The following is a 24,815-nucleotide window of genomic DNA, read 5'->3' as shown; positions in this document are numbered from 1 at the left end:
ACATGATAAACAATTTATAAAATGTTTAATTTGACTAATAAAGCTAATAAAATTTGAAGAAGAATTTGAACATTTACCGCTATATCTGTATCAGTAGTCGTAACTGAAACATTTCTAGAATTTCTAATAACAGTTTCTTGTTTATTAATTTGTTTAATAGATGATTTTTGAAACAAATCTTGTGCTACGCGATCAGCTTTCTCACTGTCTGCTATAGAAATACTTAAAATAACTACAATTGCCGCTTGTAATGCTGCTTGGATAGATAATGCAGCTTTTGTATCTGTAGTAGTAACCTGTACATCTGCTGAATCAACAATTCTGATAGATTCTTCTGAGATTTGGTAAGTTTTACTTTCTTGTGCAGCTCCTTCTGAAACGTTAGCATCTTTAAAAGACGGATGAGGATTTGAAGAGTCTAATGCACTCCACTTTTTATTTTCATCTGAACGGCCTTCTTTGCCCATGAGATCACCCCCTTTCAATCCAAATAATTATTGACCTGCGATTGTATTTCAGAAACAATATTTTTAATTTGCTGCTTTTTTTCTGGCGCTAAATTTTTTATCTTTTCTTCATTTATTCCATGCCTATTAAGAATATCTGAGAGTAAAAGGTCTATAATTATATTCTTTTGATCCTTATCAAATTTAAAGGAAGAAAATTTGTTTAAATCATCCATTTACAATATTCACTCCAATCAAATTTACAATAATAATTTTAAATAACTACCAGCATTATATGTATTTTGATGAGAATTGCTTGGACAAGTAACTTAATCTTTTATTTTCACTTCTTTTTTTCCAATAAAAGCAAAAAGCTGTCTTCTAATACGAAGACAACTTTCATTTACTTCACATATACATAAGTTTCCTTTACTGCTACATAGTATATTTCACCTTTGATATTGTGTGGTTACCTACACTTACTTTCACATTAATCTTGAATATTAATCCAGTCATAATGAGGAGTCCAAGCTTGTACCACATACTACACCAAAGCAAATATTTACCTAGAGTGAACTCTTATAGTTAATATAAACAGGATTAAATACTTTATAAAATGTTTAATTTAACTAATAAAGCTAATAAAACTTGAAGAAGGATTTGAATATTCACTGCAATATCTGTATCAGTAATTGTTACGGATACATTTCTGGAATTTTTAATAAGTGTCCTTTGTCTATTAATTTGTTTAATAGATGATTTTTGAAATAATTCTTGTGTTATTTTATCGGCTTTTTCACTATCTGCTATAGAAATACTTACTACAACCACAATTGCTGCTTGTAATGCTGCTTGGATAGATAGCGCAGCTTTTGTATCTGTAGTAGTAACTTGGACATCTGCCGAATCAACTATTTCAATATATTCCTCAGAAACTTGATCAATTTCATCTGTTTGTATAGCTTCTTCTAAAAGATTAGCATTTTTAATAAATGAATAAGAATTTATTGATTCAGAATCCTGGTTTTTTGGTTTAGAATCCCGTTTTTTCGGTTCAGAATCCTGGTTTTTTGGTTTAGAATCCCGTTTTTTTGGTTCAGAATCCTGGTTTTTTGGTTCAGAGTCCTGGTTTTTTGGTTCAGAATCCCGTTTTTTTGGTTCAGAATCCTGGTTTTTTGGTTCAGAATCCCGTTTTTTTGGTTCAGAATCCTGGTTTTTTGGTTCAGAATCCTGTTTTTTTGGTTCAGAGTCCTGGTTTTTTGGTTCAGAGTCCTGGTTTTTTGGCTCAGAGTCCTGGTTTTTTGGTTCAGAATCCCGGTTTAATGGACTCCGGTTTCTCTTTCTTCTACAAACTTCACACTCACACATAAAATCACCCCTTTTAATCTAAAAAATTAGCAATATAAAAATATTGGCTAACTAATAGCATTTTATGTGTTTTAAAAAAAATTGTTTGGACAAGTAACTTAATATTCTATCTTTACTTCTACTTCTTGTCATTATTTCACATATGCATATGCTTCATTTGCCGTTATATAGTATATATTCCCTTTACTGTTGTGCACTTTGTATTGTGGTGAACCATTGACACTTATTTTTGCATCAATTGTGAATCCTAATCCTACATCTACAGTTCCAGCCACGTCTCTATCCTGCCAAGATGGGGCATCATAGAATCGTAGATTATTAACTTTAGAAACAACACGCTTACCTACAACAGAGGAATCTACTGTACTTTTTTTACTAAACTTCACATAAGACGAATCATTTTTAATCCATTGTTCACCGCCAAGATTTAACCAACCATCTTTTTCGCCCCATACAATATAAGATTCTGGTTTGTTTAACTGACGAATCTTAGAATAGCTTGTACATGGTCCTTTACGTAAATTCACGTTGTAGCCTTCAATAAAAACAATTCCATCTGTTACAGCTGTTGGAACTTCTGCTGGTTTAGATGGCTTCTCCGGCACGGAAACTTCCACGCTAGAGTTTATTGTATGCGCGTTGTACATCAGCTCGGAATTGAGCTTCTGAAACGCCATGAGACTTTAAGTAATCAAGTGGATCTTCATGATCAGTTCCGCCAAGATATTTTGTAACATCGTAGTGAGTCCATAGTCCTTTTTCTACAGATAATCCACGATCACGAAGAATTTTAGCTAATAACTTCACGTATTTATCATAGCTGCGTTTGAATTTCTCATAATCTCTTGTTTCGCATAATTCTACGTGAACAAATCGTTTATTTGCTCCTGGTCCTACACCATAAGCAATATATTTCGTATCAGCAATTTGGATTGTTTCATTCCAATCAACTGCATAATGTACGAATGCTGAACGCCATGTACGCGAATCATATTGTTGAATATTAATAGCTGGTGCTTCTGGTGTTGCTGTAGAATGTGCTACAACACCCTCATAAACACCTACACCATTACGGTATGGTTGTTTCGGTAAATCAGGAATAATAAGTATTCTATCCGCAAAAGCACTTGTTGCAAACGAAACAGCAAGTACTAGAATCATAAGAAACGAGGTAATATGTTTCATTGTCTTTTTCATTTAACATCAACATCCTTTTTCATAATTTTTGTGTGGTCAAATAATCCACTTGCTGACAGTCCGATGATGATTCCTTGAAATACATTTGTTTTGATATTTCCGTCCAAAAATAAAACGCCTAGCACAATGCCAAGCGTTAAATTTAATAACGGAACGTATTTTGTTTGTAATCCAATTGTTTTTACGATTTGTGAAAAACCAACTACAACAGCAATTATTACGCTTATTTCAATCATTACATGCCACCTCCTTTCAAGAAGAAGGCGAGAACAGCTGCGATAATACCACCAACAATACTTTTAACAAGCCAATTAGTATTGTTGAGTATTTTCTCAATATTTTCTTCAATCTTTGCTACTTTACTTTCTACAACAGCAAGTCGTATCTCTACGTTTTGCATCTTTGTTTTGCTTTCTTCACACTCTCTACATTTTTCCATTTTGAACACCTCATTTCAAAATAAAAAGACCAGTTAATTACACCTGCTCTTTGTTCTCTAAATCAGCTATTCTACTGTGCAAATCTACAATTTGCTCTCCTAAATTTAGAATGACTTGCTTGATTTTATTAATTTCATGTTCATAATCTGGTTTATCTTGTATAGGTGCTGCAAATGCTATTGGTACTTCTGTTTCATTAAGAGTTGGTGGTTTATGATTTTTGATATCCTCATTAGAATGACAATGAGATTTTTTTGTATCTATAGTGATTTCATATGTTTGGTTGTTCATTGGCTACGCTCCTTTCGATTAAATTAAAAAAGCATGCTTATGCACACTTTTTCGCACTGTCTATTATTGTGATACTTGTATTGCTTGTTGCTGTAAGTTAGTTAAACAATCAGAACACACATTTAATGTGCCTAACTTATGCAAATGAGCATTCTTTTTGCACAACTCACAAAATGTATCTGTTTTACGCAAATAAACCTGGTCATGATCTGAGAAAATCTCAACTACATCACCAGGTTTAACGCCAATATCGGATAATTTATCTAACGGTACTTTTACTGAACCGTCTTCAGAAATTGTTACTGTTACTCCTAAGTATTGATATGCCATAAATACCTCCTATAATGAAATGTTAATAAATGCCCACCCTTGTGAACCTATGTGAAGATAAGCACCCCATCCTTTATTTCCATTCATATATTTGATAGTTCCTAAAGAATCCGGGCCATTGCCAACAATATTTATTCCTTGTGTACTTACCTGAATATTAAATGAAACTGCCCCACTAGTATTGAAAGTTATTCCGTTTGTTCCTCTTACAAATAAACGATCTCCTGATAAAATGTCCATATTACCAGAAGCTTCTAAACGGATAAGGCTTGCAAAAGTAATTACTTGTCGAAATGAACGAAAATCTATACCCATTTCACCCGTAATTGTTGTCTTATTATCTCCAAATAAATGAGTATTCCCATTTGAATTGAGGTAAATCATACTTGGATAATATGTATCGCCGGGAGCTGTTTCCCCTTTTGCTATTCCTATACTTCCCGTATAATAACTTCCAAGATTTTGTTGTGAGATTGCTAATGTCCCATCAGAAAATCTACTAGTATTAACATTCTCATGAAGCAAAATTGTAGGTTGCATTCTTCCACTTTTATTCCAGTAGTAACCGAAATACATTCTGTTTAAATTTGATTCCATCAGGCGAATAAATTGCTTTTGAATGTGAACGTAGTTCGAACCATTGTCTGTTCGTATTGTAGTCCCTTTAAGTTCCTGCGCTTCTAGATACTTTGCTATAGTTGTTCCATCTAACTCTATTTTACCTGCTTGAATTTTAATAGTTTCTGCTGTTTGATTGATAGATGAAATAATACTTCCTTTGGTCACCTTCGAATTTATTTCAAAAGCCTGAACATTAGATTGAGCATTCATAGTTTCTACTATTGCATCACTTCTACTATCGACTTCATCTTTTGTATAAACATTTCTCGCTTCTGCTTTTAATTCTAGCGCTTTAGAAGTCTGGGTAAACTGAGTATTCATTTGTGTCATTTTCTTATCGTAATCCTCAGTTAAAACACGACTCGCTATATCATCAACTAACTTGTCATAGTCAGTGTAATCTTTAGGATGTAATGTGAAGTAACTAGCTACCTCATCCCGTTGTATCATCGGCTTAGAGAACCATAATTCCCCGTTTCTCGTTACGTATACACGTAATTCCATTCTTACAGCTGTGTCTGGAACTGTTACTGTATGAGATGTTTTCGTCCAAGTATTATCTGCTACCTTAGTATTCCACCCCATCGCTGTTAGTTGTTGATTATTACTATCCCAACAAACAACAGCACACGTTAGATAAGGATTGATATGTTCACTTAACTTTTTTGTAAAGAGCGCTACAGAAGCTGTAATTTTTTCTCCTGGCGTAACAGGTATCTTAGTAGTTGATGTCACATTTGTACTAACGTCCGCCGTCTGATTAACTCCTTTTAAACGCATTGATGGACTACTGTTATATAGATTAGTTGCATCTACTTCAGCAGAGAAATTTGCGTTATTAGATTTATACCAATACTTGAATCCATCAGTGAATTCAGCATCCCTTAACAGCTGAGTACTACCTAATCCACCTGTATATTCCTCGACAAATTGACTATCAACTTTCGTTTGAATAGCTTTCGCATTGGCATCTATTTTAGAGCTATGTTGTTGTAAATCAGTTGCATGCCCTTGTTGAATTTTAGAGATATCTGATATATTCACTTTTAATCCATCTACTGTTTGTGATACGTCAGAAACCTTCTTATTCGTTGTAGTTATTTGTTCATTAGCTGTATCAGCAGACTTTTGAGCACTATCAGCTTTCTTTTCAACTGCTACTACTTGTTTATTTGTCTCTGTTAGAGTTGAACTAACCTTATCAACGCTCGTAATAATTTCAGCAGTCTTCTTTTTGAACTCTGTATTGGTTGTGATGTCCCCGGGTGATTTAGACCAACTGTCTTTCATATTACCTTGAGCAAGTTTTACACCTGTTATATAAACAACCGATCCAACAGGAGTTCCTTGACGTTTCCCAAAATAAACACGTACTTTCCCATGCTCAATTTTGCAATTTAAATGGAACTGATTCCATTTACCATCTCTCATTTCTCCTGGTACATTACTTATGAAGTATTTAACACCAGGCTGACCCGTTAACCCATCTGCATTATCCTTAACCCCTAAAGCTGGTACGCTCTTAGAATCATTGGTTTGAAACCTTGCCCACATAGAAATAATTCCATCTCCAAGTGGTATTTGCAAATCTTTATAAATCCATATATCACCTGTTTCACCTATTCTTTCAATCTTCACATATTTATTAAAACCAGGCATCTCAGAATTATTTACCTCAGCAAATGCGCCAACAGTAGCTTTAACATTGGCTCCACTCATGAGCTTCCAGCCTTCTAAATCAGCTTCAAAATCTGAGTTATCTAGTAAGTTTCGCGATGTAGCTAATTGATTTTCCATTGTAGTTTGTATTTCAGTAATCGTTTGCTTTGTCCCATTAGCATCTTGAACAATTTCATTTGTTTTCTTTTGAACTTCATCAATCGTATTTCCTTGCGAATTAACTTTTTTATTCGTAACACTCAATTCTTCAATTTGTGTTCTGATCTCTTTTTCTGTTTGAGTAATCTTAGATTCATTTTCAGTAAAACGTTTGATAAAATCTCCGAATTCCTATTGAAACATTTAATAATGGAATGTTCTCTCCTCCGCGCGTTATATACTCGAACCGATATACGTAGGCGAAATAATCTTGTGTATTTTCATCTTTAATAGGCTCTGACATAGCCTCACAAATATTTTGTATCACCAATCAACCCAGCAAATATACCGAGCTCAATAAGAAACACAAAAGCCACGACACTCACGCATCGCGGCTGAATATATAAATGTAATTGGTCTTTTCGTCCTTTTTGCGGATTCTTACCGCCCTTGCCCGTTCTCCGGTAACGTTTTGATAAAGGGGCTATAATCATTGATTATGAGCGCATAGATACGTTATCCCCACGTTATGCTCTTTTCAAAGAACAAGTAACTATAGGAATATCGTATCGTCGATTTCAATGTAAAAAGGGACCCGATTTAGTACTCAAAACAGTGCCCCAAAAGTTCTATTATTTTTTATATCATACCTAATGCTGTAGCCAAATTAACGATTCCAGATTTTCGCTTTCTATAAAACTTTCCTCGTTTCATACCAAGAACAGTATAAATATAATCATCATTCAATTCTTTAATGCTCATATACTTCATTTCAAGAATCCTTTGTTCATCCTCATCGAGAGCTTCCTCAAAAGCTTGTTTTAACTGTCTATACTTCAACTCATGTTTGTCCACTTGCTTTAACTCAGGAAACAGCAATTCTGTTCCCAGTTCCGTTCTTTCTTGCTGATTTTGGAATCTAATACGTAACACTCTGTATTTCCGCAACTCTTCTATCACGAAAGGGCGGATTTCTTTCTCCTCTATATGCTTGAAAAATGATAATTGGTCCAAATATAATCCTCCCACGTCTCAATCCTTACATATATAAGGCTAAAACTTTAAATATTTTAGATATATACCTTTATATATGTATGAAATTAGTTCGTAATCCACAATCGGCTGTAAACCTTTATTTTTTTACGTCTATTATTATGTAATTTACTAGCAGTGATCATTTAACTTAACAAAATCCCACCAGATTCTCTAAGCATATTTAATGGTTTCCACCAGGCATAATGTATAAAAACAAATAAAGAAAAGAGACTGTCTTACAAAGTTAATCTGTGGATACTTTTTTGACAATCTCTTTTCTTATATCAAAATTTTCAACTACAAAACTTACAAGTGATTATACGAATGTTATACCTGCACTTGCGAAGCCTGTAATAGCAGTAGCTATATCAAAACCAGGTGTAGTTGATGAAACAACAAGTAATATCTTATCTTGTGGAGCGACCGCAATTGCTTGTGCGCTAATACCGCTTGCAGTATTACCGATAGCAATAAGACCACTAAATGCTGGTGTTAATAGTAACGGTGTACCTACTGGAGTGAAAGTATTACTTGCTGCTGGTGCGCTGTACAACTGCATTTGAATTTGTATGCTTCCTAATGCTAAAGCAACCGCTACCGTTACACTAAAGAATCCTGCTAACGAAGTAATTGTACCTGCGCGAGGAGCTACAAATGCGAAATCAAATACTGGAGGTACAGGACCTATAGTAATTGGGCCACCAGGTGGGACAATTACAGGGAAGAATGAACTTCCAAATCCAAGAAGTGCTCCTGTGTTAGCTAATCCACCTAAAACAGTTGCTAATGCTACTGGTCCACCTGATGCAAACGGAATAACTGCTCCAGCTCCCGTTGCTCCTGTTAGGCCTGTTGCTCCTGTTAGGCCTGTTGGACCTGTTGGACCTGTTGGACCTGTTGCTCCTGTTGGACCTGTTAGGCCTGTTGGACCTGTTAAACCTGTTAGACCTGTTAGACCTGTTGGACCTGTTGGACCTGTTGCTCCTGTTGGACCTGTTGGACCTGTTGGACCTGTCGCGCCACCTCCAGGACCTGTTGGGCCCGTTGGGCCTGTTACTCCACCTCCAGGACCTGTTGGGCCTGTTGGGCCTGTTGGACCTGTCGCCCCTGGAGTAGCATTGATTAATTGAATTAATAAACTAAAAAGAAGTTGTAAAGTTGCAGGATCGACATTTGAGTCACAGGATACAGGGATAAGATCTAAAGCGAAGAAGAATTGTGCAAGGGCGCTATAAAATTGTTGCAATAATGTTGACAATTGTCCTAAATTAGGTGCTGGAGATTGTAATAAAACTATAATACTTTGAGTTAATTGTTTCAAAAAGTTAACTTCTGGGGAAGATAGTAAGGAATTTAAGAAAATTAAAAATTGATTAAATAAATTGAGTAACGCTACTCTATTTGCATCACTTGGATTTGCAAAAAATGCTGAAATAGCTGGTATTAATGAATTTAGTAAAGTAATTAATTGACTTAATTGTTGGCTCGTAATAGGAACTGACTGTGGATTTTTACAACAATCTGCTGAAAAAACAATCGGATTGCAGTTATTATGATTAAAACAATCATTATGTTTCATTTATTTCCTCCTTATTTTATAATTTTGAGAGAATATTCTTATACTAAGAAACACTCAATTTTAATGGCGTGGAATATTTTAAATATTCATTTTTCTTAGAATAAAAATAGTTACTAATAATTAAACTATAAAAATTTAGTTTAATTACATTCACAACTCACATAATATAAGTATACGCATCTATTTATCCAGTGCTTAGATTAATTTACTAATAAAAACGCATATTTTTAAAGGAAAACGTTATTACTCCTATCAACGTGTTTATTTTATCAATAAACGAAAAAACATAATAATTTATAAGTTCAATAATTCCATTCTAGAGTAATATCAAATGAAGTTTTTTTGAAAAAGTTTAATCCTCACAACATAGTTGTTTGTATCATGGGTTTCTAATAATGCATTGTATTTTCCATTGAGAGCTAATCATTTTGCTTTTGCTGACTAATTTTTATTTTTTTGTAACAATTTATACTCATCTTACATACTATTGTCTTGAATCCTTACCTTTCAAAACATTTAATTGTTCATGACTCACAAACATTAACAATATATGAATGGTGTGCTGATTCATAGAAGCGTACCATATAATGGTGCTCTTTTTCATTTCCTATAAAATAAAATTTTGTATAAAAGATACACACTTAATCGAAAATAACTTCATAAAATATTTTGTGTTCCTTTCTTTATAAATTGAAATAGTCTTTACAAAATGAATCTCGTCACGAGAGCACTTTATTAAGTGCTCTTTTTTGATTTTTGAATACTTATCAAATGAAATTTTTATTTAAATGTGTTTTTACACACTTGTATGAACTAAACATATATTTATATAGACATGCATATTTTAGCTGCTTTTATAAGGAGGTGTTTTTATTAATACAACTGTAATTTCCCATTTTTATAATGAAGAGTATCTACTCCCTTGGTGGTTAATGCACCACACAAAACTATTTGATCACGGTATCCTTATTAATCGAGGGTCTACTGATCGTTCAGTAGACATATGTAGATTATTTGCACCTCATTGGGAAATCCGAGATTCAAAAGTATTAGAGTTTGATGCCTTATTAGTTGATCAAGAAGTAATGGAAATAGAAAAAGAAATTTCGGGATGGAAAATGGTTTTAAATACCACTGAATTTCTTTGCTGTTTTGATAAGGAAGACTTTTTCTCTTCTCTTGCTACTTTAGGAAAAAACATGTATTCCATTAGGACTATTCTGATGGTGGATGAACCTTCTCACGGTTATACCAATCCGAGATACGGCATTCCCCTTGTCAAACAGCGTTATCATGGGATAATAATCCATCCTAATCCACTTGCCCCTTACAAGGGTGGCAGACTAATTCACAATTATTCACATGGTAACTATACAGCCGGAAGGCATTGGTCAAGTCATTCATTTATCGTTTACATGTACCCTGCCTTCGTTTTAAAATTCTTTTACAGTCCATGGAACAAAGCTATGAAAAATCGAAAGTTACAAATTGGTCCAACTCTTTCTAAACATAGCATCCAGCATGGCTTAGGTATTCATCACCTAGTTACACTAGCTGAATTAGAAATAAAATATAAATCCTTGGCGAGCACCACTATTGACCTTCGATTAATCCCAGAACATCAAGTTTTATTTCCAGATTTATGTTTCCCTAACTATTAATACATCTAAGAAGAACATTTTTAAGCTTTCCATGCGGCCCCGCTTTTGAATAAGAATCATCCCTTATTAAAATAGCATTTTCATTAAAATCTTTTCACATTTAAACTGGACAAGCATATATTATTGTATCTCCTCTTTTCTTTCATAGAATTTTACATTTGTTGAGACAACATCCCCCTTCGGATGTTGTCTTTTTTGCATAAACTAAAGATTTTGTTAAAAAATTGATTCACTCTTTATTTACAAAATCCATATACTTATACGGACTATAAAAATACAAAATATAGTTCTTGGTCAAAGAGCACCTTTAGGGCATATTGTGCTCTTTTTAATTAAAATAACTATTTTGTTATATTCCTTGCACTTTTAAATGAGACAAGCATATGTTGTAGCATAGTGTTTCATCACTTATATATACTTCCTTTTTTCAAGAGTACATATTCGATATGTACTCTTTTTGCATCACTATAAAATAACGCTTTTGTTTAGTTTTCAATGGTTTAATTAATAGATCCAGCCAAATCAAGATTTATTAACAATGGGTCTGCAACCACTTTTCCAGTATCATCTACAAAAATACGTACACTCCCACAAATGTTTTCTATCTTTACATCTTTCACTTTAATTCCCCATCTCTGTACAAAATTCAAATTTGGTCTTTATCAAAAACTTCAATATCATGTAAAACCTACGTAAAGATTGCTGTGATTCAACCTATCCACCCGATAAACGTTATATAATGAACTTGCAAATATCTGATTTGCACACAACTACCTTTCTGTACCGCGTAACTCTTTGCCAGGAGAAATCCTAGCCTTTTTTTATTTCTCTCATATCAGTCGGTCCTTTCCATTTCCCCTCACTTTCCCACTTCTTTTTAAGATTTCCAACATAAGTAAATCTATGATCGTACATAATGCTTATTTCCTTATCTGGAATTTCCTTTTGATTTATACGATACAGTTTCCCTCCGTTCGATCTACTCTAATGAACTTTTATTTCATTTCCTTTTTACACTCTTCAAGAAAATCGATAACTTCTTGAGTCTGCACTCTCGTAGAAAGTAATTCGATCACATTACCTTCTGTGTTATATACACGAATTGCTTGTTCCTTAAATTCCATCCCTAGCATTCCATCATCATCTAAAACCTTCACATTATCTTCCATTCTTCTAACCTCGCTTTAAAAGGATTTTTTTAAATCTAACTTTACACTCAATTTACAAATGTAATTATCTAGTAAAAAAAACTTAACAGCATTAACATCTCGAACAGTTATTTATTACGCTATAATATAAGTAAATTCGTCTATGCACGAATACCCTTTAACTGGCTAGGAGAAATCCTAGCCTTTTTCTTTGCAAAAGACCTTCTACGTCTGAATAAAACTTAATATTCCGTCAATACTATAGATAACCCATTTCAAACCACATTCCATGATTGGAGCAGTTAGCTTTGCTAGCTGTTTTTTTTTTATGTTTTTAAGCGAATAAAATTCTAAAAATTATCTAACACTATAAATAAGGCTTTAAAAAGCTGTTTTTTCCCACTCTAGCTTTCTTGGTCGAAAGCCGAGCAGTTAGCTTTTGCTAGCTGCTCTTTTATTGAATAAATTTCTAAAACATGTTAACAATATAGATACACCAAGGTTGAATACGAATGACCATTACGTTCTTCTTATTCACTAAGCAGTTAGCTTTTGCTAACTGCTTTTTTATTGCGTTCCGACTCTTGCTTCTTAAAGAATTCTTTAACTGCGTTTTCCCAATAAGTGCACATTATCCATCCCTCCTTGAATAAAGCCATAAACCTTGTCCATACTATAAATACACTTGAGTTCTGAACTTCCTTCTTAACGTTTTTTCAGAGAGTAGTTAGCTTTTGCTAGCTGCTTTTTTCTATGAAATTGAAAAAAATTTTAGTTCTTATTTCTTTTCTACACCATATAATTTTAACCTAATCATCCAGCTCAAAGTGTTACCTCCTATCTTAAAGAGCACTTATGCATGGTGCTCTTTTTTATTTTGTTCCCTTTCATTTCTGAATAACATCTTTAACCCTGTTCATACTATTTTTGTAACTTAAAGTTACAAACTATTTCTGTAAGCGCAGCGTTTCTTTTGTACAACAAGCAGTTAGTTTAGTTAACTAGCTGCTTTGTTGTGTAAAAGAAAGATTTTTTAAACTGCACATCTATTAAGAACATACATAAAATATCATGTGATAATCTTTTTCAATATTAGTTTTGGTGAGAGAGCACTTTTAAGAGTGCTCTTTAAATGTATTGCAATGTATAACATCACGTTTTACATACAATAAACATAGATTGCAATGAGCACGCAAGACATAATTTTTATAAAATCGTGTACATTTTTTGTACACGATTTTATTATTAAATAACTATTTTATTGCACTTCCTAACTTACAGTAATGTTCTTGAAAAAACATTCATATATATTTATCGGATGCCTTTTGAAACCCCTAAGTATTAAATACTTTTAAGAATTGACTGACCAACACTTTTCAGCTAATTTTCACAAACTTGTTAAAAATAACATATATACACAAAAAGTTACGTTTTATAGGATAAAAAATTATCTTACATAAAGGAGTATGATTATTTGTGAATTACCAAAATGATAACAATTCTAAAATTCACAAACCTTGTTCTTGTCCATCCCCCACGGCTAACAGTTTAAATGTTGTTCAAACTACCCCAGCAATAGTTTCTGTAAATTCTGCGATTCCACTAGATACCGTGGTAAATTCTAATGGTACAGCAATCTCATTCGCACCACCAACAACTGTTTTACTCGAAGGTGGAAGAACCTATTTGGCAATCTATGAAGTGCAAGTTATTATTCAACCAGGAGGAAATGCGGCAGGTATCACCATGTATCTTAATAATAATTCAATCACTGGCTCAGGTACTTCTCTAGGATATACTGCAGGATTCACTTCTGTATCAGCACCCGCAATTTTCACTACACCTCCAGGTATAACAAGTTCTCTTACTGTTAATGTAGGACCATATTCTAATTCATTAAATACGTTGGGCTTAACTCTTGCTGTTATAGCATTAACATAGTAAAATCTAATACTTTCTATAATAAAATAACGCTTTATATTAAGAAATCCGTTTCATCCGCCCAGTAAAGTAATACTCTCTTTTTAAATAAGCTCTAGTTCCTGAATAGGATTTAAACCACATGTATTCTTTATCGCCTAACAAATCTATCGTTACATCAAACTTGTCGTCCTTCTCTGTAATTTTGTATGTGTAATGACCCTCAGTTCCTTCCCACACCTTTACACCAACATACCTCGTTTCTTATAAAATTCAAAATTTATTGTGCTTCGTCTCCTTCTTTTCCAATCCATCTAATAATGTTAAAATATAGAAGTAATTCATTTTATTACTAGGAGGGATTTCTATGTCCATGGGAACCTGGGCTGCAATTTTTATTGCTATATTTTGCGGAGTTATTTCTTCTAATAGCAAGTTGAAAAACTCCCGTAATAAAAATGGATAAACACCCAGCTGAAAAGTTAGATATCTAGCATTTCAGCTACCAATCTTCCCCAAATAACTATTTTATTAAATTTCACATATACAAACGCTTGTCCATTTCCTTTGACTCTACTCCCACATTTACTATTAGTAATACGAATTTTTCAGAGGTGAATTATATTGGACGAGTTTTTATCTTCTGCTGCATTAAATCCGGATTCGATTGGACCTACACTTCCATCTATGCAACCTTTTTAATTCCCTACAGGTCCCACTGGAACAACGGGTACTACAGGACAGTACTGGATTCACTGGAGCAACAGGATTTACTGGCATCACCGGGCCTTCTGGCATCACTTGGACCCACCGGAAGTACTAACTGGACCTACCGGTATTACTGGGCCTACGGGACCAACTGGGCCTACAGGACCTACCCTATTTTTTACTCCCCTTACACCAGTACCTGAATCTATAGATCTTCCTCCAAATACAAATAACTTAAGAATTATGGAGGTCATTGTTCCTATAGAAAATATTGGTGACAGAGTCCTATTAAATGCGACTATGGGAACAGAGATTGTTGTTGAGATTGGAGTAGATCAAAGTAGTTTCTTTAACATAGACACCATTAACTATCAGTTATTCCACGATAATTTGTTGTTAACAGAAACATTTGTATCCGGCAACTATTCAGTCGGTAGTGATGGGAATTTTTTATACCCCTTTAACTCCACATTTACATGAGTAGACTCCCCTAGAGACCCGATAACACCACCAAATCCAGTTCATTATCGTGTTATAGCGAACATAGGAGAACTTAGTGAGACTATAACATCAGCACAAGTTGGAAATCGTAGGTTTGCTGCAATAAAATATCCTGGCGATCCAATTTAATTAAAAATATTAATCGCTTATCCCACTACGAAAGTATAAATGTTAAAATTACTATGTTTAATCTATCGAGCAGTTAGATTTTGCTAGCTGCTCTTTTTCTACAAAATTCAAATTGTATTGAAATTGATTTCCATCATTCTTTTCTTTTCAAATCTGCTTTCTTATTTTCCTCTGCTCTAAATCCAAAATAGAATAGCGCACATGTAATAACCGAACCTGCAATGTATCCTAAAAAACATCCTAACCAAAACATAGTGCAACTCCACCTTTCTGTATAACATTCAAAATTGGTACTACTTTGCAACTCCCTGCGCTTTTCCAAAAGCTGCAGCTCTTTGATTTATTTTTTTAGAATCCGACTAATTTGAGTTTGAGTAACCCCTACACGCTTTCCGATATTCCCCTGTGACATGTGGTTTGAGTACATATCCCAAATCATTAACTCTATATCTGGTAACGTATTTATAAAAGAACGCATTACTAACTTTCCTTCAATTTCTTCGATTTTACGTATTGGACTTTCATCAACAAGCTTTGACTCAATTGTAATTTCGGCTTTCTCTCCGCCTGAACAATACATTACTTCACTTAAAGAACTTGGAATTTGTTGATACTGTAAAGCATCTCCTACATCCTCAACAGATACGCCTAATTGTTGACTGATGGTCTCTGGTTTTTCTTCTGTTAATCCTTCCCTTTGGATTCTGCCTTTCAAATAAAATATGTCTCGTGTTACCTTGACCTTTTGATTACCTATAATCGCTTTTGTAGTTTCTCCGTATATTTTAGGAATCGCTAAAGTGGAAAATTTGCACCCATATCCATATACAGGGTTAAAGTCTCTTCTCGCTTTTAGTAAACCTTTGAATTAAATTCTCTATATCTAAACCCGTAGTACTTTTAATCGGTCCCAAAACTGCTCCGTACTTTCTCCATACAAACTTGTAAACTAGCTTTTTATATTTTTTTACAAACTCATCATCCGACATGGCTTTCACATCAACTATTTCAGGCATTTGCTCCACCCCTTTTTATTTCTCTCATATCAGCTGGCTCTTTCCAATTACCCGCTCGTTTCCATTTTTTCTTTTCCCAACATACGAGGGGCTAAGATCATACATAATATCGATATCTTTATCCGGTATACCTTGTCTATTGAATTTCCTGACAACCTCAGGTGTTAAACCACTCGGCGCTCCCTTTCTTAGTTCATCAGTCTTTTTAGACTGTGTATCCAAGTATCTACCCAACTGGCGTAACTCTCCACCAGTCGGGCATGCTTTACTTTACACTCATTAACACTAAAACATTCATTTGATGTACGATTGTAATAACAACGTCTACATTTCTGTTCGATAATATTTGATGGTAAAACCATAAGAAAAAAGCAATGATTAGATTTTAAATCTAGTCATTGCTTTATCTATCTCATCTTGATTTATATCAATATATCTTATTGTTACTCTTTCACTTGAATGATGGAATATATCCATTAGCGATGGCTATATTCTTTGTCGGCATGTACATGTATAAAGCTAATGTTTTTTAATTGATAAATGTAGTTAATATTCATATGTTACAATAGTACCCGTAGTATCAGAAGTACCATTAAAACAATTAGAGCAACCACCACAACCGCCACAGCTTCCACAACCAAAACAACCGAAGCAACCAATACAACGGAATCCACCACAACGAAACCCACCACAGCGACCGCCACAACCTCCGCAACGACCACAACCGCCACAGCGACGAGCAGCATCTTCAATATAGTAATAATATGGATATTGGTTTTGCTGGTCCCAATATACAATATTTCCAGACCGGTAATCATTAAGGGTTAGCGCTTTTAGTTCTTGTTGAAACTGATTCATTTTCATGACCTCCGTTTATAAAATACAACCCCATCGATGCTTTCCTATATTTTTGTTCGTTACATCTAAGTAAAAATAGCGCTATAAACTAAGTTAAATACATACACCAACAAAGTATGACTTATCACTAGATGATGCACCTTGTTCATATACCTATTTTTACTATGGGCTCATTTTTATAAATAGAAATTATAAAATTTGAATTCTAGCGTCATATCTTCATGCTTACTAAGTTCAATTTATTTCTCAATAACCATAATGCCGTATCCTGTACGTTCAAGGTAGAAATTCATTCCATTACGTTGTGCATCTGAAGTTGGAGCAGTAACGAAATATGTTAATCCATTTGATTGTTTAATACATGTGGCAGAAGTTTATCCAGTTAATGCGTAGAAAATTAAATTAACTAACTTATCGATATGCCATTTCGCCATATCCCCAGCACTATCGACTTTACACAAATCTAATAAGAAAAAATATATAGATAGGTAGGTATTATCCATACCTATCTATAACATTACTCCTATTCTTTATCCAATTACATCTTTTACTTCTGTATTCACTGGCCACTTTTCTAAAGTATAAGCCATTTCCCAAAATAAATATTCATATTGACTACTAATCATAAAATGTTGTTTCATTCGATTTCGGTCTGCCTCTGTTACTTTTTCAGCTATTGCATCTAATCGTGTAATTTGCTCTTCAACTAATGTGCGGAACCAATCAGATCCATAAGCAGAAATCCATTCGTTATAAATTGGCTCTTCTGGCTGACACTCTTTTAAACGCTCACCAATTTCATAATACAGCCAATAGCAAGGTAAAATTGCTGCAATGATATCGCCTAAATGTCCTTCATACGCAGCACGATACATATGTGAAGTATATGCGTATGCAGTTGGAGCAGGGATAAAATTATCTTTTTCTTCTTGTGTTATCCCAAGTTTCTTCGCAAAATTCTCATGTAATGATAATTCCGCCTCATATGTATTTTGGGCATGGTGTGCCATACGAGCTGTCGTTTCTAATTCCAGTGCTTTTGCAGCTCCTAAAGTTTGTACTCTAGCAAAGTGACTTAAATAATATGAATCTTGAAGCACATAATAGCGAAAACTAGCTAAATCTAAAGTTCCTTCACCAAGTTTTTTTACAAATGGATGGTTAAAACTTGCTTTCCAAATTGAATCTACTTCTTTACGTAATGATTGTGAAAAAGTCATTTAAATTCCTCCAATAATTAATTTAATATAAGTATTTATCCACAGTTATTAACGCTTTAAAATAAAAAAACTTTCTTTACAGGCGTAAAGAAAGTGAAATTGACAGTATTTATTCATGAAATAGCAATGTCTTTCCCACTTCCCTACGCTGGCATTAACCAGATCAGGTACTAAGAGTCTCAAATTCCCATTTGATCTCAGCCTATAATAGGCCCCCCTAGTGGATAAATATTTAATTTTGTATTGTATTCATCATAACATACTTCATGTTACTGTCAAAAGTATTCATGATACCGCTACTTAAAACTCTTCTTCTTCCCTTACTCTTAATGAAGTTTCAATAATCATATCTAATAGTTTGCTATAATTAATTCCCGCTGCATCTGCACTTTTTGGTAGTAGACTTGCTTGTGTCATTCCTGGTAATGTGTTAACTTCCATTACATATGGAATACCGTCTTTCACCATCATATCAACCCTTGCATAAACACTACATTTTAATGCTTTATAGCAAGCCAGTGACGCTTTGTTTACACGTTCTTTCAATTCAACTGGAAGTTCAATAACTTCTTCAATAGTACCAGCATCATCATATTTCGCATTGTAATCAAAGAACTCCGCCGCGTGTCGAATTGAAATGATGGGTAACTGTTTTCCATTAAAAATGGAACATGTAATCTCGTCACCTTTTATATACTTCTCTATTACTACTTCAGAATCCCATTCAAACACAGTTTCCAGCATTGAAATTAATTCGTCTTTATTATAGACAATCTTTACTCCAACACTTGACCCACCAGAGTTTGGTTTTACGACTAACGGAAATCCTAACTTATCTAACTCATCAAGATTTAGATCCTCCATTTTTGTAAGTTCAATCCAATCTGGTGTTTCTATTCCTTCATAACGTAAAATCTTTTTCGAAATATTTTTGTCCATACATATACCGCTAGATAACATATTGCTCCCGCTATAAGGAATACCTAAACTTTCAAGCGTTCCTTGAACAGTCCCGTCTTCTCCGTATTTTCCGTGTAATGCGAGCAGCGCAAAATCAATGTCTTTCGCTTTTTCGATTAAATCCATTTTTTCGTTTAACATAATTGGAACTATGTCATACTTACTTTTATCTAAATGTGCAATCATTTCATTTCCAGTCATAATTGATACTTGTTTTTCAGAGGATACTCCTCCCATAATAACGCCAATTCTCATTTCCTCAACTCCAAATTTCATTTTTTATTGTACCACCGATTATTTTAATTCCCCGAACTATTTCTTCTTCTTTCAGACGTGAAAATCCTAATCGAAAAGTATTCGCTCCTCCTCCATCAGAGTAAAAAACATCTCCAGGAGAAAATGTAACTCCTTGCTCATAACACTTTTGCAAAAGTGTACGGGCATTAATATGCTCTTCTAGCTCTATAAATAAATGAAGTCCACCATCACCGGTCATTCTTTGAAACGGAATGTACTCGTTACACGCCCCAACAGCTAACTCATATTTTTTCTTATAAACAGACCTTGCCTTTTTTAAATATTTTTCAAAATATCCTTCATGTAAATATTGAAAAAGAACAGCTTGATCTAAAGTAGATGTATGAATTGTTCTTGCTCTTTTTACACTTTCTAAATGATGGATCAGCTCTTTATCTGCAATGATCCATCCTACACGTAAACCAGGGAAAAGTACCTTCGAAAAGCTACTAATATAAATCACATTATTACCAGCGCCAGCAAAAGTTAATAATGGTGCTAAATGTGAACCTGAATAACGTAGTTCCTCATTAAATCCATCTTCTATAATAGGAACCTTATATTTTGAAAATAATCTCATCAGTTCCGTTCTTTTCTCTGAACTTGTAACAATACCGGTTGGATTATGATAGGAAGGAATTAAATATGCAAAATCAAACTCTTTTTCACGCAAGCTTTTTTCAACTTGATTCGTATCAAGACCATCCTCATTCATATCAATACCATGAACTTCAAGGCCATGTAAGCGGAACAGCTTCAACGCAGCATGGTGAGTTGGATTCTCACAAATAACTCGCCCTGATTTCTTTGACAACGAGGATAATACAATGTCTAATCCTTCTGTAAATCCATTTGTAATTAAAATATCTTTGTTCGATATATCTACACCCTTCATTTCCATATAATGAAGTAGATAATTCATTAACGGTCTATAACCTTTTGCGTATCCGTAGTTTAGTACGACATCTCCTTCAATGGACATACGAGTAAGAAAAGCTCTTTTGAAATTTTCCACATCAAATAGCTTTTCATCCGGAGCAATGCTATTAAAAACAATCATTCCTTTTTCCCAGCGAACACCATGTTTCATTAAATCTAATTCATCCGCTAATAGGGTAACTGTATTAAGTTTATTTTTCCAATTTATTTCAACAGACGAAGTGTTGCTTATATCAACCTTCGCAACAAAATTCCCTTTTCCTTTAACTGCATAAATGAGCCCTTCTTGCTCCAAATCTGCATAAGCAGCGAGTACAGTATTTCTGCTCACACTTAATAATTCACTTAGTTCCCTTGTTGAAGGTATTTTTTGATCCCCGAGCAAATGCCCTTTCATAATCATCTTTTTTAAATAATCTTTCAATTGAATATAAACGGGACGATCTTTCACAACTTTAAAATCTTTAAACAATTTCTTACCCCCTGCAATTATTTTTACACATTTATTTCATTCTCAAAAGGTCCACTACATATGTATTTTTTATAAAGGGCGGTACGGTCTTATAAATCTTTTCGGTACAAGTTAATTACATCTTTTAACGCTGCTGCTGCGGCTCCACGTGGATTTGATGCACCACCAATTGTAGTAACTTGGCCCATCGTATCTGTAAAGAACGTAATCCCTTTTTCTGTACCATTTACTTTTGCTAGCGGATGATCGCTATCTATTTCGGACGGTTCTACATGAAGAACCACGTTACCATCCTTATCCTTATTTGCTGAAGCTATTAATTTAATATATTTATTTTGTTCCTTCGCATTTTGAATTTGTTGTTTTGTAACATGTTCGATTCCTTTTATATGTATATCTGTAAGCGTATTCTCTGTTCCCATTAAACTGTTTGTCAAAAGTAACAATTTACACGCACTATCAGAACCACTTACATCTAATATTGGGTTTGTTTCAGCAATTCCCTTACTTTGGGCTTCTTTCAGTGATTCTTCAAACGTAACATCTTCCTCATTCATTTTCGAAAGAATATAATTTGTTGTCCCGTTTAATATTCCTTCTATTTTTTCAATATGGCAACCAGCTAAACTAAGTTGACCAATATCAAGTGTTGGTAATGCGGCTGCAGTTGCACCGCTATATCGAATTCGTACATTTGCCTGCTTTGCTGCTTCATTTATTTCTCTCCAGTTTGTAACGAGTGCGCCTTTTGAAATTGCAACTATATCCATATGTTTCTCAATCGCTTGTTTCATATAGTGTTTCCCGGGATTTCCATCTTTAAGGTTTGTAACAGTTGATTCTACTAATACAGTACCATTTATCCCATTTGTTGCACGTTCCTTCGGATAATAGTCTAAATATTTTTCAATTGCAGCAGTACCGCCACCATACATCAATAAATGGTGAATAGATAAGCCATCTTCATTATGTATTGCAATATTTCTCCCTAATACACCACTTACAACTAATTGAATCCCATATGTTTCATATATATATGAATATTTTTCGTTTAATAATTTTATAAACTCTCTGCCTACTGTTCCATATCCTGATAGTACAACTTGAATTTTCATAATATCCCCCTATATTTTTCTATCAAATCCCCCTTTCAATATAATATAAAGCGCTCTCGAATTCCATCGAGAGCGCTTTATTATTACCTATTTCGGTAAATGTGATAGCTTTTCAGCAATTGTTCTATAAAACTCTTGAATGCTAGAAAAACCTAACGTGTCTGAAACACTTAATCCTACCATGTCGAGATGGTCCCAATTTGCTTTCGTTTCGATATGATTCCATTTTCCAACCTGTAAAGATTCATTATTATTTACAGCAGTATTAGAAGAAGGTGCAATCATAGAATTTGTATTTACTACACCATCATTTTGCCACCAAGAAGTATCAATTAATGGACGGTTTTCTTCATATCTCGCATAAGAACCTAAGAAAAATGCATTCCCCATTAACACTTTATTCATCGTTATATGAGGTAAATGTAAACCTGTTATAGGTGCTGCTTGTGATGCATGTCCACTATAGGATAAGTAATACACATCAGATTGCGTCTTTACCCAATTATTTAACTCCTTTGCACCATCTGTACTTAAATCCCATTGACTTATATCTTTTGTATTTTTCCAAAGTGAACTATTTATAATGCGATCAGTATATTGAAAAAAAGACTCTCCAGCATTCTTCTTTATACCCCATTGATCCAATTTGAAATCATATAACGATAAATTATTGTTTCCTCCAAAACTTGCAGCTGTAATGAGTAAATCTTTAACGAACGATAGCAGAAGACTACCATCCGCAAGTGTTGTACCGTTGTGAGGGGTTGCTAATGTTGTAACACTATGAACATATGATTTCTCACCTTCAAATAGTGGTGATATTTTGGTGTTCGGGTGATTTTTTACATAATTCTTTTCTTCAAAACTACCTTCTTTTAACAGCTGTACTAATGCTCTAGTCGTTTGTCCACCCATGCTATGCCCAACTAAATGAACTTTATTTGTTTCACTCCAATTCGGTGCAAAGCCACTATAAGTTCTGCCAAAACGATTATGTCCATGTTTCTCGGCATGTGCGGCACCATAGTCTACTGTTCCACCGTTAATTTGGGCATACAATTCACATGCACGGTCCCAGTTACTAGAAACAGGTCCAACAGCTGCGGTATGTACAGTATAACCATTTCTTTTTAAATCTTCCTGTATATCATGAACACCGCCCCAATACTTTACGCCAAGCATTTCTTCTCTACCCCATCCAGCAAATCCATTCACTAATATGATCGGATAATTATTTTGGTGACCCTCTTCAGCGTATATAATTTTCGCTGAGAATAAACCTACAGTCATTAATGCAAAAAAACATATTTTTAAAAATAACTTCCCCATACTTTCTCCCCCTAATAAAACGCTTACATTTTTCTTTTAAAAAATCCACAGCCTGCTTTAATAACTTAAACATAATGTAAAGTATTTTATATACGTTGTATATATAGAAAACATATACAAATGTTGATAAATATTAATTCAAGTAAGCATTTACTTTTTACAATACATCTTGTAAATCTGTTTATTTGAATTTATAATTAGATATAGTTTCCTCATGTTAAATAGATTTAAAAACCATAAGAAAACTAATTTCATTGCTTGAAAAGGAGGAAAAATCATGCAAATCGGATCAAACATTCATACATTATCTCAACCTACTAAAATAACTCCATCTACTCTTGAGCATAATACTATCTCTTCTACTAAACTTGAAGGTAAGAAAGTAAATGATCCTATCAAGTTCGATATTCGTTCATCTGAAAAAGAAATGAAACAACCTGAGCATAAATTTAACGAATTAGATTTATGGAAGATGTTAAAAGATAAAGGTGTTCCATTATGGATCATACTTGAAATGCTACAAAAGTCTCGTAAAGAAAAAGAAGCTCAAAATAATTCGGTTCAAAATACAAATGCAATTGAGGAAACAAACGAGACTCGATTAAATGAAGTATTGTAATCTATTTTATATAAATGGTCTATAAACTAAAAAGAGTTCGAGGTTGATAAAGTTTCTATCAACCTCGAACTCTTTTTTAAGATTTTTCTCCAATCGTTACAAACTGAAAAGATACTTCTCCTTCCAAACCTTTAATTAGCTTTTTTACTTTGATATTTTCATTAACCAATGAATTATCTGTCGACATTTTAGGTTTTTCATCACCTATAGATTTTTTAAATTGAAGAAGATGCAATTTTGTTTCATTTGCTTTTATTTCCTTATATACATTGTTTTTTGATACAATCACATACCGTTGCGTTGGATAAATACGTTTGTTACCAATCCAAGCGTCACTATCGTATATGACAGGAATCTCTTTTCCTTCTAGTTTAATACTTTTCAAAGTCTTTTCGTCGTCTTGTGCAAACAGTAGCGAACCCCCTTTTGGGAATTTCGGTAACGTATTTACAGGTATATAATTAGAGCCATTGTCTCGTTCACGAAAAACTTTAGCTTTAATCAATGCTTGTGCTGTAGATTCATTTAAAATTAATACGTGTCCGTTTCCATAAATACCTGTTTTCACAGAAAACACTTCATTTACTTTCGTAATTTCCTGATAACGATTAATAATTGGTGAAATTTTATTTTCATCTCCAATGATTAATATACCGTTTGCAGGAAATAGATTCTCCTTTTTAGAACATGCACTAAAACTTATTATTAGTAGTATCGTTAACATAAAAATAGTTAAAGTTCTTTTCATCGCGTTTCCTTTCATCATACAGTTGATTTTTTTACATACTTTCATATAGT

At 33.8% G+C, this 24,815-nt stretch carries 23 protein-coding genes, 5 pseudogenes and 1 riboswitch; of the genes and pseudogenes, 5 read left to right on the top strand and 23 right to left on the bottom strand.

Features of this window, described 5'->3' with window-relative positions:
* Positions 1-14: 14 nt before the first annotated feature.
* The 12 genes and pseudogenes from ACQVV1_RS02065 to ACQVV1_RS02010 form a co-directional block, all read right to left on the bottom strand.
* Positions 15-467, bottom strand: coding sequence for a spore coat protein (locus ACQVV1_RS02065; protein WP_048560570.1), 453 nt, complete (start codon positions 465-467; stop codon positions 15-17).
* A 14-nt stretch (positions 468-481) separates the two neighbouring features.
* Positions 482-682 (bottom strand): hypothetical protein, encoded by a 201-nt coding sequence (locus ACQVV1_RS02060; protein ID WP_048560569.1) that lies wholly within the window; start codon positions 680-682, stop codon positions 482-484.
* A 373-nt stretch (positions 683-1,055) separates the two neighbouring features.
* A pseudogene (locus ACQVV1_RS02055) lies at positions 1,056-1,580 on the bottom strand (spore coat protein); the annotation flags it as partial.
* A 365-nt stretch (positions 1,581-1,945) separates the two neighbouring features.
* Positions 1,946-3,011, bottom strand: a pseudogene (locus tag ACQVV1_RS02050) (N-acetylmuramoyl-L-alanine amidase).
* Positions 3,008-3,247: a holin gene (locus ACQVV1_RS02045; RefSeq protein ID WP_309260181.1), complete on the bottom strand. Its 240-nt coding sequence runs from the start codon at positions 3,245-3,247 to the stop codon at positions 3,008-3,010. Before ACQVV1_RS02045 ends, ACQVV1_RS02050 begins: the two are co-directional and overlap by 4 nt.
* On the bottom strand, positions 3,247-3,450 hold the full coding sequence (locus tag ACQVV1_RS02040; RefSeq protein ID WP_309260180.1) for a hemolysin XhlA family protein: 204 nt from the start codon (positions 3,448-3,450) through the stop codon (positions 3,247-3,249). Before ACQVV1_RS02040 ends, ACQVV1_RS02045 begins: the two co-directional genes overlap by 1 nt.
* A 37-nt stretch (positions 3,451-3,487) precedes the next feature.
* Positions 3,488-3,682 (bottom strand): annotated as a pseudogene (locus ACQVV1_RS02035) (hypothetical protein); the annotation flags it as partial.
* Between the two features lie 123 nt (positions 3,683-3,805).
* Positions 3,806-4,072 (bottom strand): AbrB/MazE/SpoVT family DNA-binding domain-containing protein, encoded by a 267-nt coding sequence (locus tag ACQVV1_RS02030; RefSeq protein ID WP_309260179.1) that lies wholly within the window; start codon positions 4,070-4,072, stop codon positions 3,806-3,808.
* Positions 4,073-4,081: 9 nt separating this feature from the next.
* The gene (locus ACQVV1_RS02025) at positions 4,082-6,352 is read right to left on the bottom strand and encodes a hypothetical protein (protein ID WP_431168624.1); all 2,271 of its coding nucleotides are present in this window, start codon (positions 6,350-6,352) and stop codon (positions 4,082-4,084) included.
* Positions 6,353-6,677: 325 nt separating this feature from the next.
* Positions 6,678-6,833 (bottom strand): annotated as a pseudogene (locus ACQVV1_RS02020) (pPIWI_RE module domain-containing protein); the annotation flags it as partial.
* Positions 6,834-7,150: 317 nt separating this feature from the next.
* Positions 7,151-7,525, bottom strand: a complete 375-nt coding sequence (locus ACQVV1_RS02015) for an ArpU family phage packaging/lysis transcriptional regulator (RefSeq protein ID WP_242253356.1) — start codon at positions 7,523-7,525, stop codon at positions 7,151-7,153.
* A 337-nt stretch (positions 7,526-7,862) separates the two neighbouring features.
* The gene (locus ACQVV1_RS02010) at positions 7,863-9,125 is read right to left on the bottom strand and encodes an exosporium glycoprotein BclB-related protein (RefSeq protein ID WP_431168534.1); all 1,263 of its coding nucleotides are present in this window, start codon (positions 9,123-9,125) and stop codon (positions 7,863-7,865) included.
* A gap of 932 nt (positions 9,126-10,057) precedes the next feature.
* Here ACQVV1_RS02010 and ACQVV1_RS02005 point away from each other — a divergent pair.
* Positions 10,058-10,786, top strand: coding sequence for a glycosyltransferase family 2 protein (locus ACQVV1_RS02005; protein WP_242253354.1), 729 nt, complete (start codon positions 10,058-10,060; stop codon positions 10,784-10,786).
* Between the two features lie 995 nt (positions 10,787-11,781).
* On the opposite strand, the gene ACQVV1_RS02000 is transcribed toward ACQVV1_RS02005, so the two are convergent.
* The gene (locus ACQVV1_RS02000) at positions 11,782-11,955 is read right to left on the bottom strand and encodes a hypothetical protein (RefSeq protein WP_242253352.1); all 174 of its coding nucleotides are present in this window, start codon (positions 11,953-11,955) and stop codon (positions 11,782-11,784) included.
* Between the two features lie 1,455 nt (positions 11,956-13,410).
* On the opposite strand from ACQVV1_RS02000, the gene ACQVV1_RS01995 reads away from it, so the two are divergent.
* The 3 genes from ACQVV1_RS01995 to ACQVV1_RS01985 all read left to right on the top strand — a co-directional run bounded on the left by ACQVV1_RS01995 (position 13,411) and on the right by ACQVV1_RS01985 (position 15,042).
* The gene (locus ACQVV1_RS01995) at positions 13,411-13,875 is read left to right on the top strand and encodes a hypothetical protein (protein WP_242253350.1); all 465 of its coding nucleotides are present in this window, start codon (positions 13,411-13,413) and stop codon (positions 13,873-13,875) included.
* Positions 13,876-14,478: 603 nt separating this feature from the next.
* The gene (locus ACQVV1_RS01990) at positions 14,479-14,556 is read left to right on the top strand and encodes an exosporium leader peptide-containing protein (RefSeq protein WP_431168623.1); all 78 of its coding nucleotides are present in this window, start codon (positions 14,479-14,481) and stop codon (positions 14,554-14,556) included.
* A gap of 99 nt (positions 14,557-14,655) precedes the next feature.
* The gene (locus ACQVV1_RS01985; protein WP_431168533.1) at positions 14,656-15,042 is read left to right on the top strand and encodes a hypothetical protein; all 387 of its coding nucleotides are present in this window, start codon (positions 14,656-14,658) and stop codon (positions 15,040-15,042) included.
* A gap of 490 nt (positions 15,043-15,532) precedes the next feature.
* Here the strand turns inward: ACQVV1_RS01985 and ACQVV1_RS01980 are convergent, their stop codons facing one another.
* From ACQVV1_RS01980 to ACQVV1_RS01935, 9 genes and pseudogenes are all read right to left on the bottom strand, one after another.
* Positions 15,533-15,907 (bottom strand): sigma-70 family RNA polymerase sigma factor, encoded by a 375-nt coding sequence (locus ACQVV1_RS01980; protein ID WP_431168532.1) that lies wholly within the window; start codon positions 15,905-15,907, stop codon positions 15,533-15,535.
* Between the two features lie 118 nt (positions 15,908-16,025).
* Positions 16,026-16,208 (bottom strand): hypothetical protein, encoded by a 183-nt coding sequence (locus ACQVV1_RS01975; protein ID WP_242253346.1) that lies wholly within the window; start codon positions 16,206-16,208, stop codon positions 16,026-16,028.
* A gap of 378 nt (positions 16,209-16,586) precedes the next feature.
* Positions 16,587-16,737 (bottom strand): annotated as a pseudogene (locus ACQVV1_RS01970) (site-specific integrase); the annotation flags it as partial.
* A gap of 17 nt (positions 16,738-16,754) precedes the next feature.
* On the bottom strand, positions 16,755-17,072 hold the full coding sequence (locus tag ACQVV1_RS01965) for a heterocycloanthracin/sonorensin family bacteriocin (protein WP_242253344.1): 318 nt from the start codon (positions 17,070-17,072) through the stop codon (positions 16,755-16,757).
* A 524-nt stretch (positions 17,073-17,596) separates the two neighbouring features.
* Positions 17,597-18,286, bottom strand: a complete 690-nt coding sequence (gene tenA / locus ACQVV1_RS01955) for a thiaminase II (protein WP_431168531.1) — start codon at positions 18,284-18,286, stop codon at positions 17,597-17,599.
* A 123-nt stretch (positions 18,287-18,409) separates the two neighbouring features.
* Positions 18,410-18,515, bottom strand: a riboswitch (TPP riboswitch).
* A gap of 71 nt (positions 18,516-18,586) precedes the next feature.
* The gene (ddlB, locus tag ACQVV1_RS01950; protein ID WP_431168622.1) at positions 18,587-19,501 is read right to left on the bottom strand and encodes a D-alanine--D-alanine ligase; all 915 of its coding nucleotides are present in this window, start codon (positions 19,499-19,501) and stop codon (positions 18,587-18,589) included.
* Positions 19,502-19,505: 4 nt separating this feature from the next.
* Positions 19,506-20,954 (bottom strand): MocR-like pyridoxine biosynthesis transcription factor PdxR, encoded by a 1,449-nt coding sequence (gene pdxR / locus ACQVV1_RS01945; protein ID WP_431168530.1) that lies wholly within the window; start codon positions 20,952-20,954, stop codon positions 19,506-19,508.
* Between the two features lie 89 nt (positions 20,955-21,043).
* Positions 21,044-22,069, bottom strand: a complete 1,026-nt coding sequence (locus ACQVV1_RS01940; protein WP_431168529.1) for a homoserine dehydrogenase — start codon at positions 22,067-22,069, stop codon at positions 21,044-21,046.
* Positions 22,070-22,156: 87 nt separating this feature from the next.
* Positions 22,157-23,398 carry an esterase/lipase family protein gene (locus ACQVV1_RS01935; RefSeq protein WP_431168528.1) on the bottom strand — a complete coding sequence of 414 codons (1,242 nt, stop codon included), beginning with the start codon at positions 23,396-23,398 and terminating at the stop codon, positions 22,157-22,159.
* A 277-nt stretch (positions 23,399-23,675) separates the two neighbouring features.
* Between ACQVV1_RS01935 and ACQVV1_RS01930 the strand changes: the two genes are divergently transcribed.
* On the top strand, positions 23,676-24,017 hold the full coding sequence (locus ACQVV1_RS01930; RefSeq protein ID WP_431168527.1) for a DUF3914 domain-containing protein: 342 nt from the start codon (positions 23,676-23,678) through the stop codon (positions 24,015-24,017).
* A 76-nt stretch (positions 24,018-24,093) separates the two neighbouring features.
* On the opposite strand, the gene ACQVV1_RS01925 is transcribed toward ACQVV1_RS01930, so the two are convergent.
* Positions 24,094-24,765 (bottom strand): lipoprotein BA_5634 family protein, encoded by a 672-nt coding sequence (locus ACQVV1_RS01925; RefSeq protein WP_242253559.1) that lies wholly within the window; start codon positions 24,763-24,765, stop codon positions 24,094-24,096.
* Between the last annotated feature and the right edge of the window lie 50 nt (positions 24,766-24,815).

This window comes from Bacillus basilensis (assembly GCF_050630465.1).
Classification (GTDB): domain Bacteria; phylum Bacillota; class Bacilli; order Bacillales; family Bacillaceae_G; genus Bacillus_A; species Bacillus_A basilensis.
Note: the sequence above shows the minus strand (reverse complement) of the source record. Positions and strands in the feature narration are given on the sequence as shown.

Bases quoted from the DNA above. Each gene is read 5' to 3' on its own strand.
- ACQVV1_RS02010 (WP_431168534.1), bottom strand. From the start codon at position 9,125: ATGAAACATAATGATTGTTTTAATCATAATAACTGCAATCCGATTGTT.
- ACQVV1_RS01965 (WP_242253344.1), bottom strand. From the start codon at position 17,072: ATGAAAATGAATCAGTTTCAACAAGAACTAAAAGCGCTAACCCTTAAT.
- ACQVV1_RS02005 (WP_242253354.1), top strand. From the start codon at position 10,058: ATGCACCACACAAAACTATTTGATCACGGTATCCTTATTAATCGAGGG.
- ACQVV1_RS02040 (WP_309260180.1), bottom strand. From the start codon at position 3,450: ATGGAAAAATGTAGAGAGTGTGAAGAAAGCAAAACAAAGATGCAAAAC.
- ACQVV1_RS01925 (WP_242253559.1), bottom strand. From the start codon at position 24,765: ATGAAAAGAACTTTAACTATTTTTATGTTAACGATACTACTAATAATA.
- tenA (WP_431168531.1), bottom strand. From the start codon at position 18,286: ATGACTTTTTCACAATCATTACGTAAAGAAGTAGATTCAATTTGGAAA.
- ACQVV1_RS01935 (WP_431168528.1), bottom strand. From the start codon at position 23,398: ATGGGGAAGTTATTTTTAAAAATATGTTTTTTTGCATTAATGACTGTA.
- ACQVV1_RS02000 (WP_242253352.1), bottom strand. From the start codon at position 11,955: ATGGAAGATAATGTGAAGGTTTTAGATGATGATGGAATGCTAGGGATG.
- ddlB (WP_431168622.1), bottom strand. From the start codon at position 19,501: ATGAGAATTGGCGTTATTATGGGAGGAGTATCCTCTGAAAAACAAGTA.
- ACQVV1_RS01930 (WP_431168527.1), top strand. From the start codon at position 23,676: ATGCAAATCGGATCAAACATTCATACATTATCTCAACCTACTAAAATA.
- ACQVV1_RS02025 (WP_431168624.1), bottom strand. From the start codon at position 6,352: ATGCCTGGTTTTAATAAATATGTGAAGATTGAAAGAATAGGTGAAACA.
- ACQVV1_RS02060 (WP_048560569.1), bottom strand. From the start codon at position 682: ATGGATGATTTAAACAAATTTTCTTCCTTTAAATTTGATAAGGATCAA.
- ACQVV1_RS02065 (WP_048560570.1), bottom strand. From the start codon at position 467: ATGGGCAAAGAAGGCCGTTCAGATGAAAATAAAAAGTGGAGTGCATTA.
- ACQVV1_RS01975 (WP_242253346.1), bottom strand. From the start codon at position 16,208: ATGCCTGAAATAGTTGATGTGAAAGCCATGTCGGATGATGAGTTTGTA.
- ACQVV1_RS02030 (WP_309260179.1), bottom strand. From the start codon at position 4,072: ATGGCATATCAATACTTAGGAGTAACAGTAACAATTTCTGAAGACGGT.
- ACQVV1_RS02045 (WP_309260181.1), bottom strand. From the start codon at position 3,247: ATGATTGAAATAAGCGTAATAATTGCTGTTGTAGTTGGTTTTTCACAA.
- ACQVV1_RS01940 (WP_431168529.1), bottom strand. From the start codon at position 22,069: ATGAAAATTCAAGTTGTACTATCAGGATATGGAACAGTAGGCAGAGAG.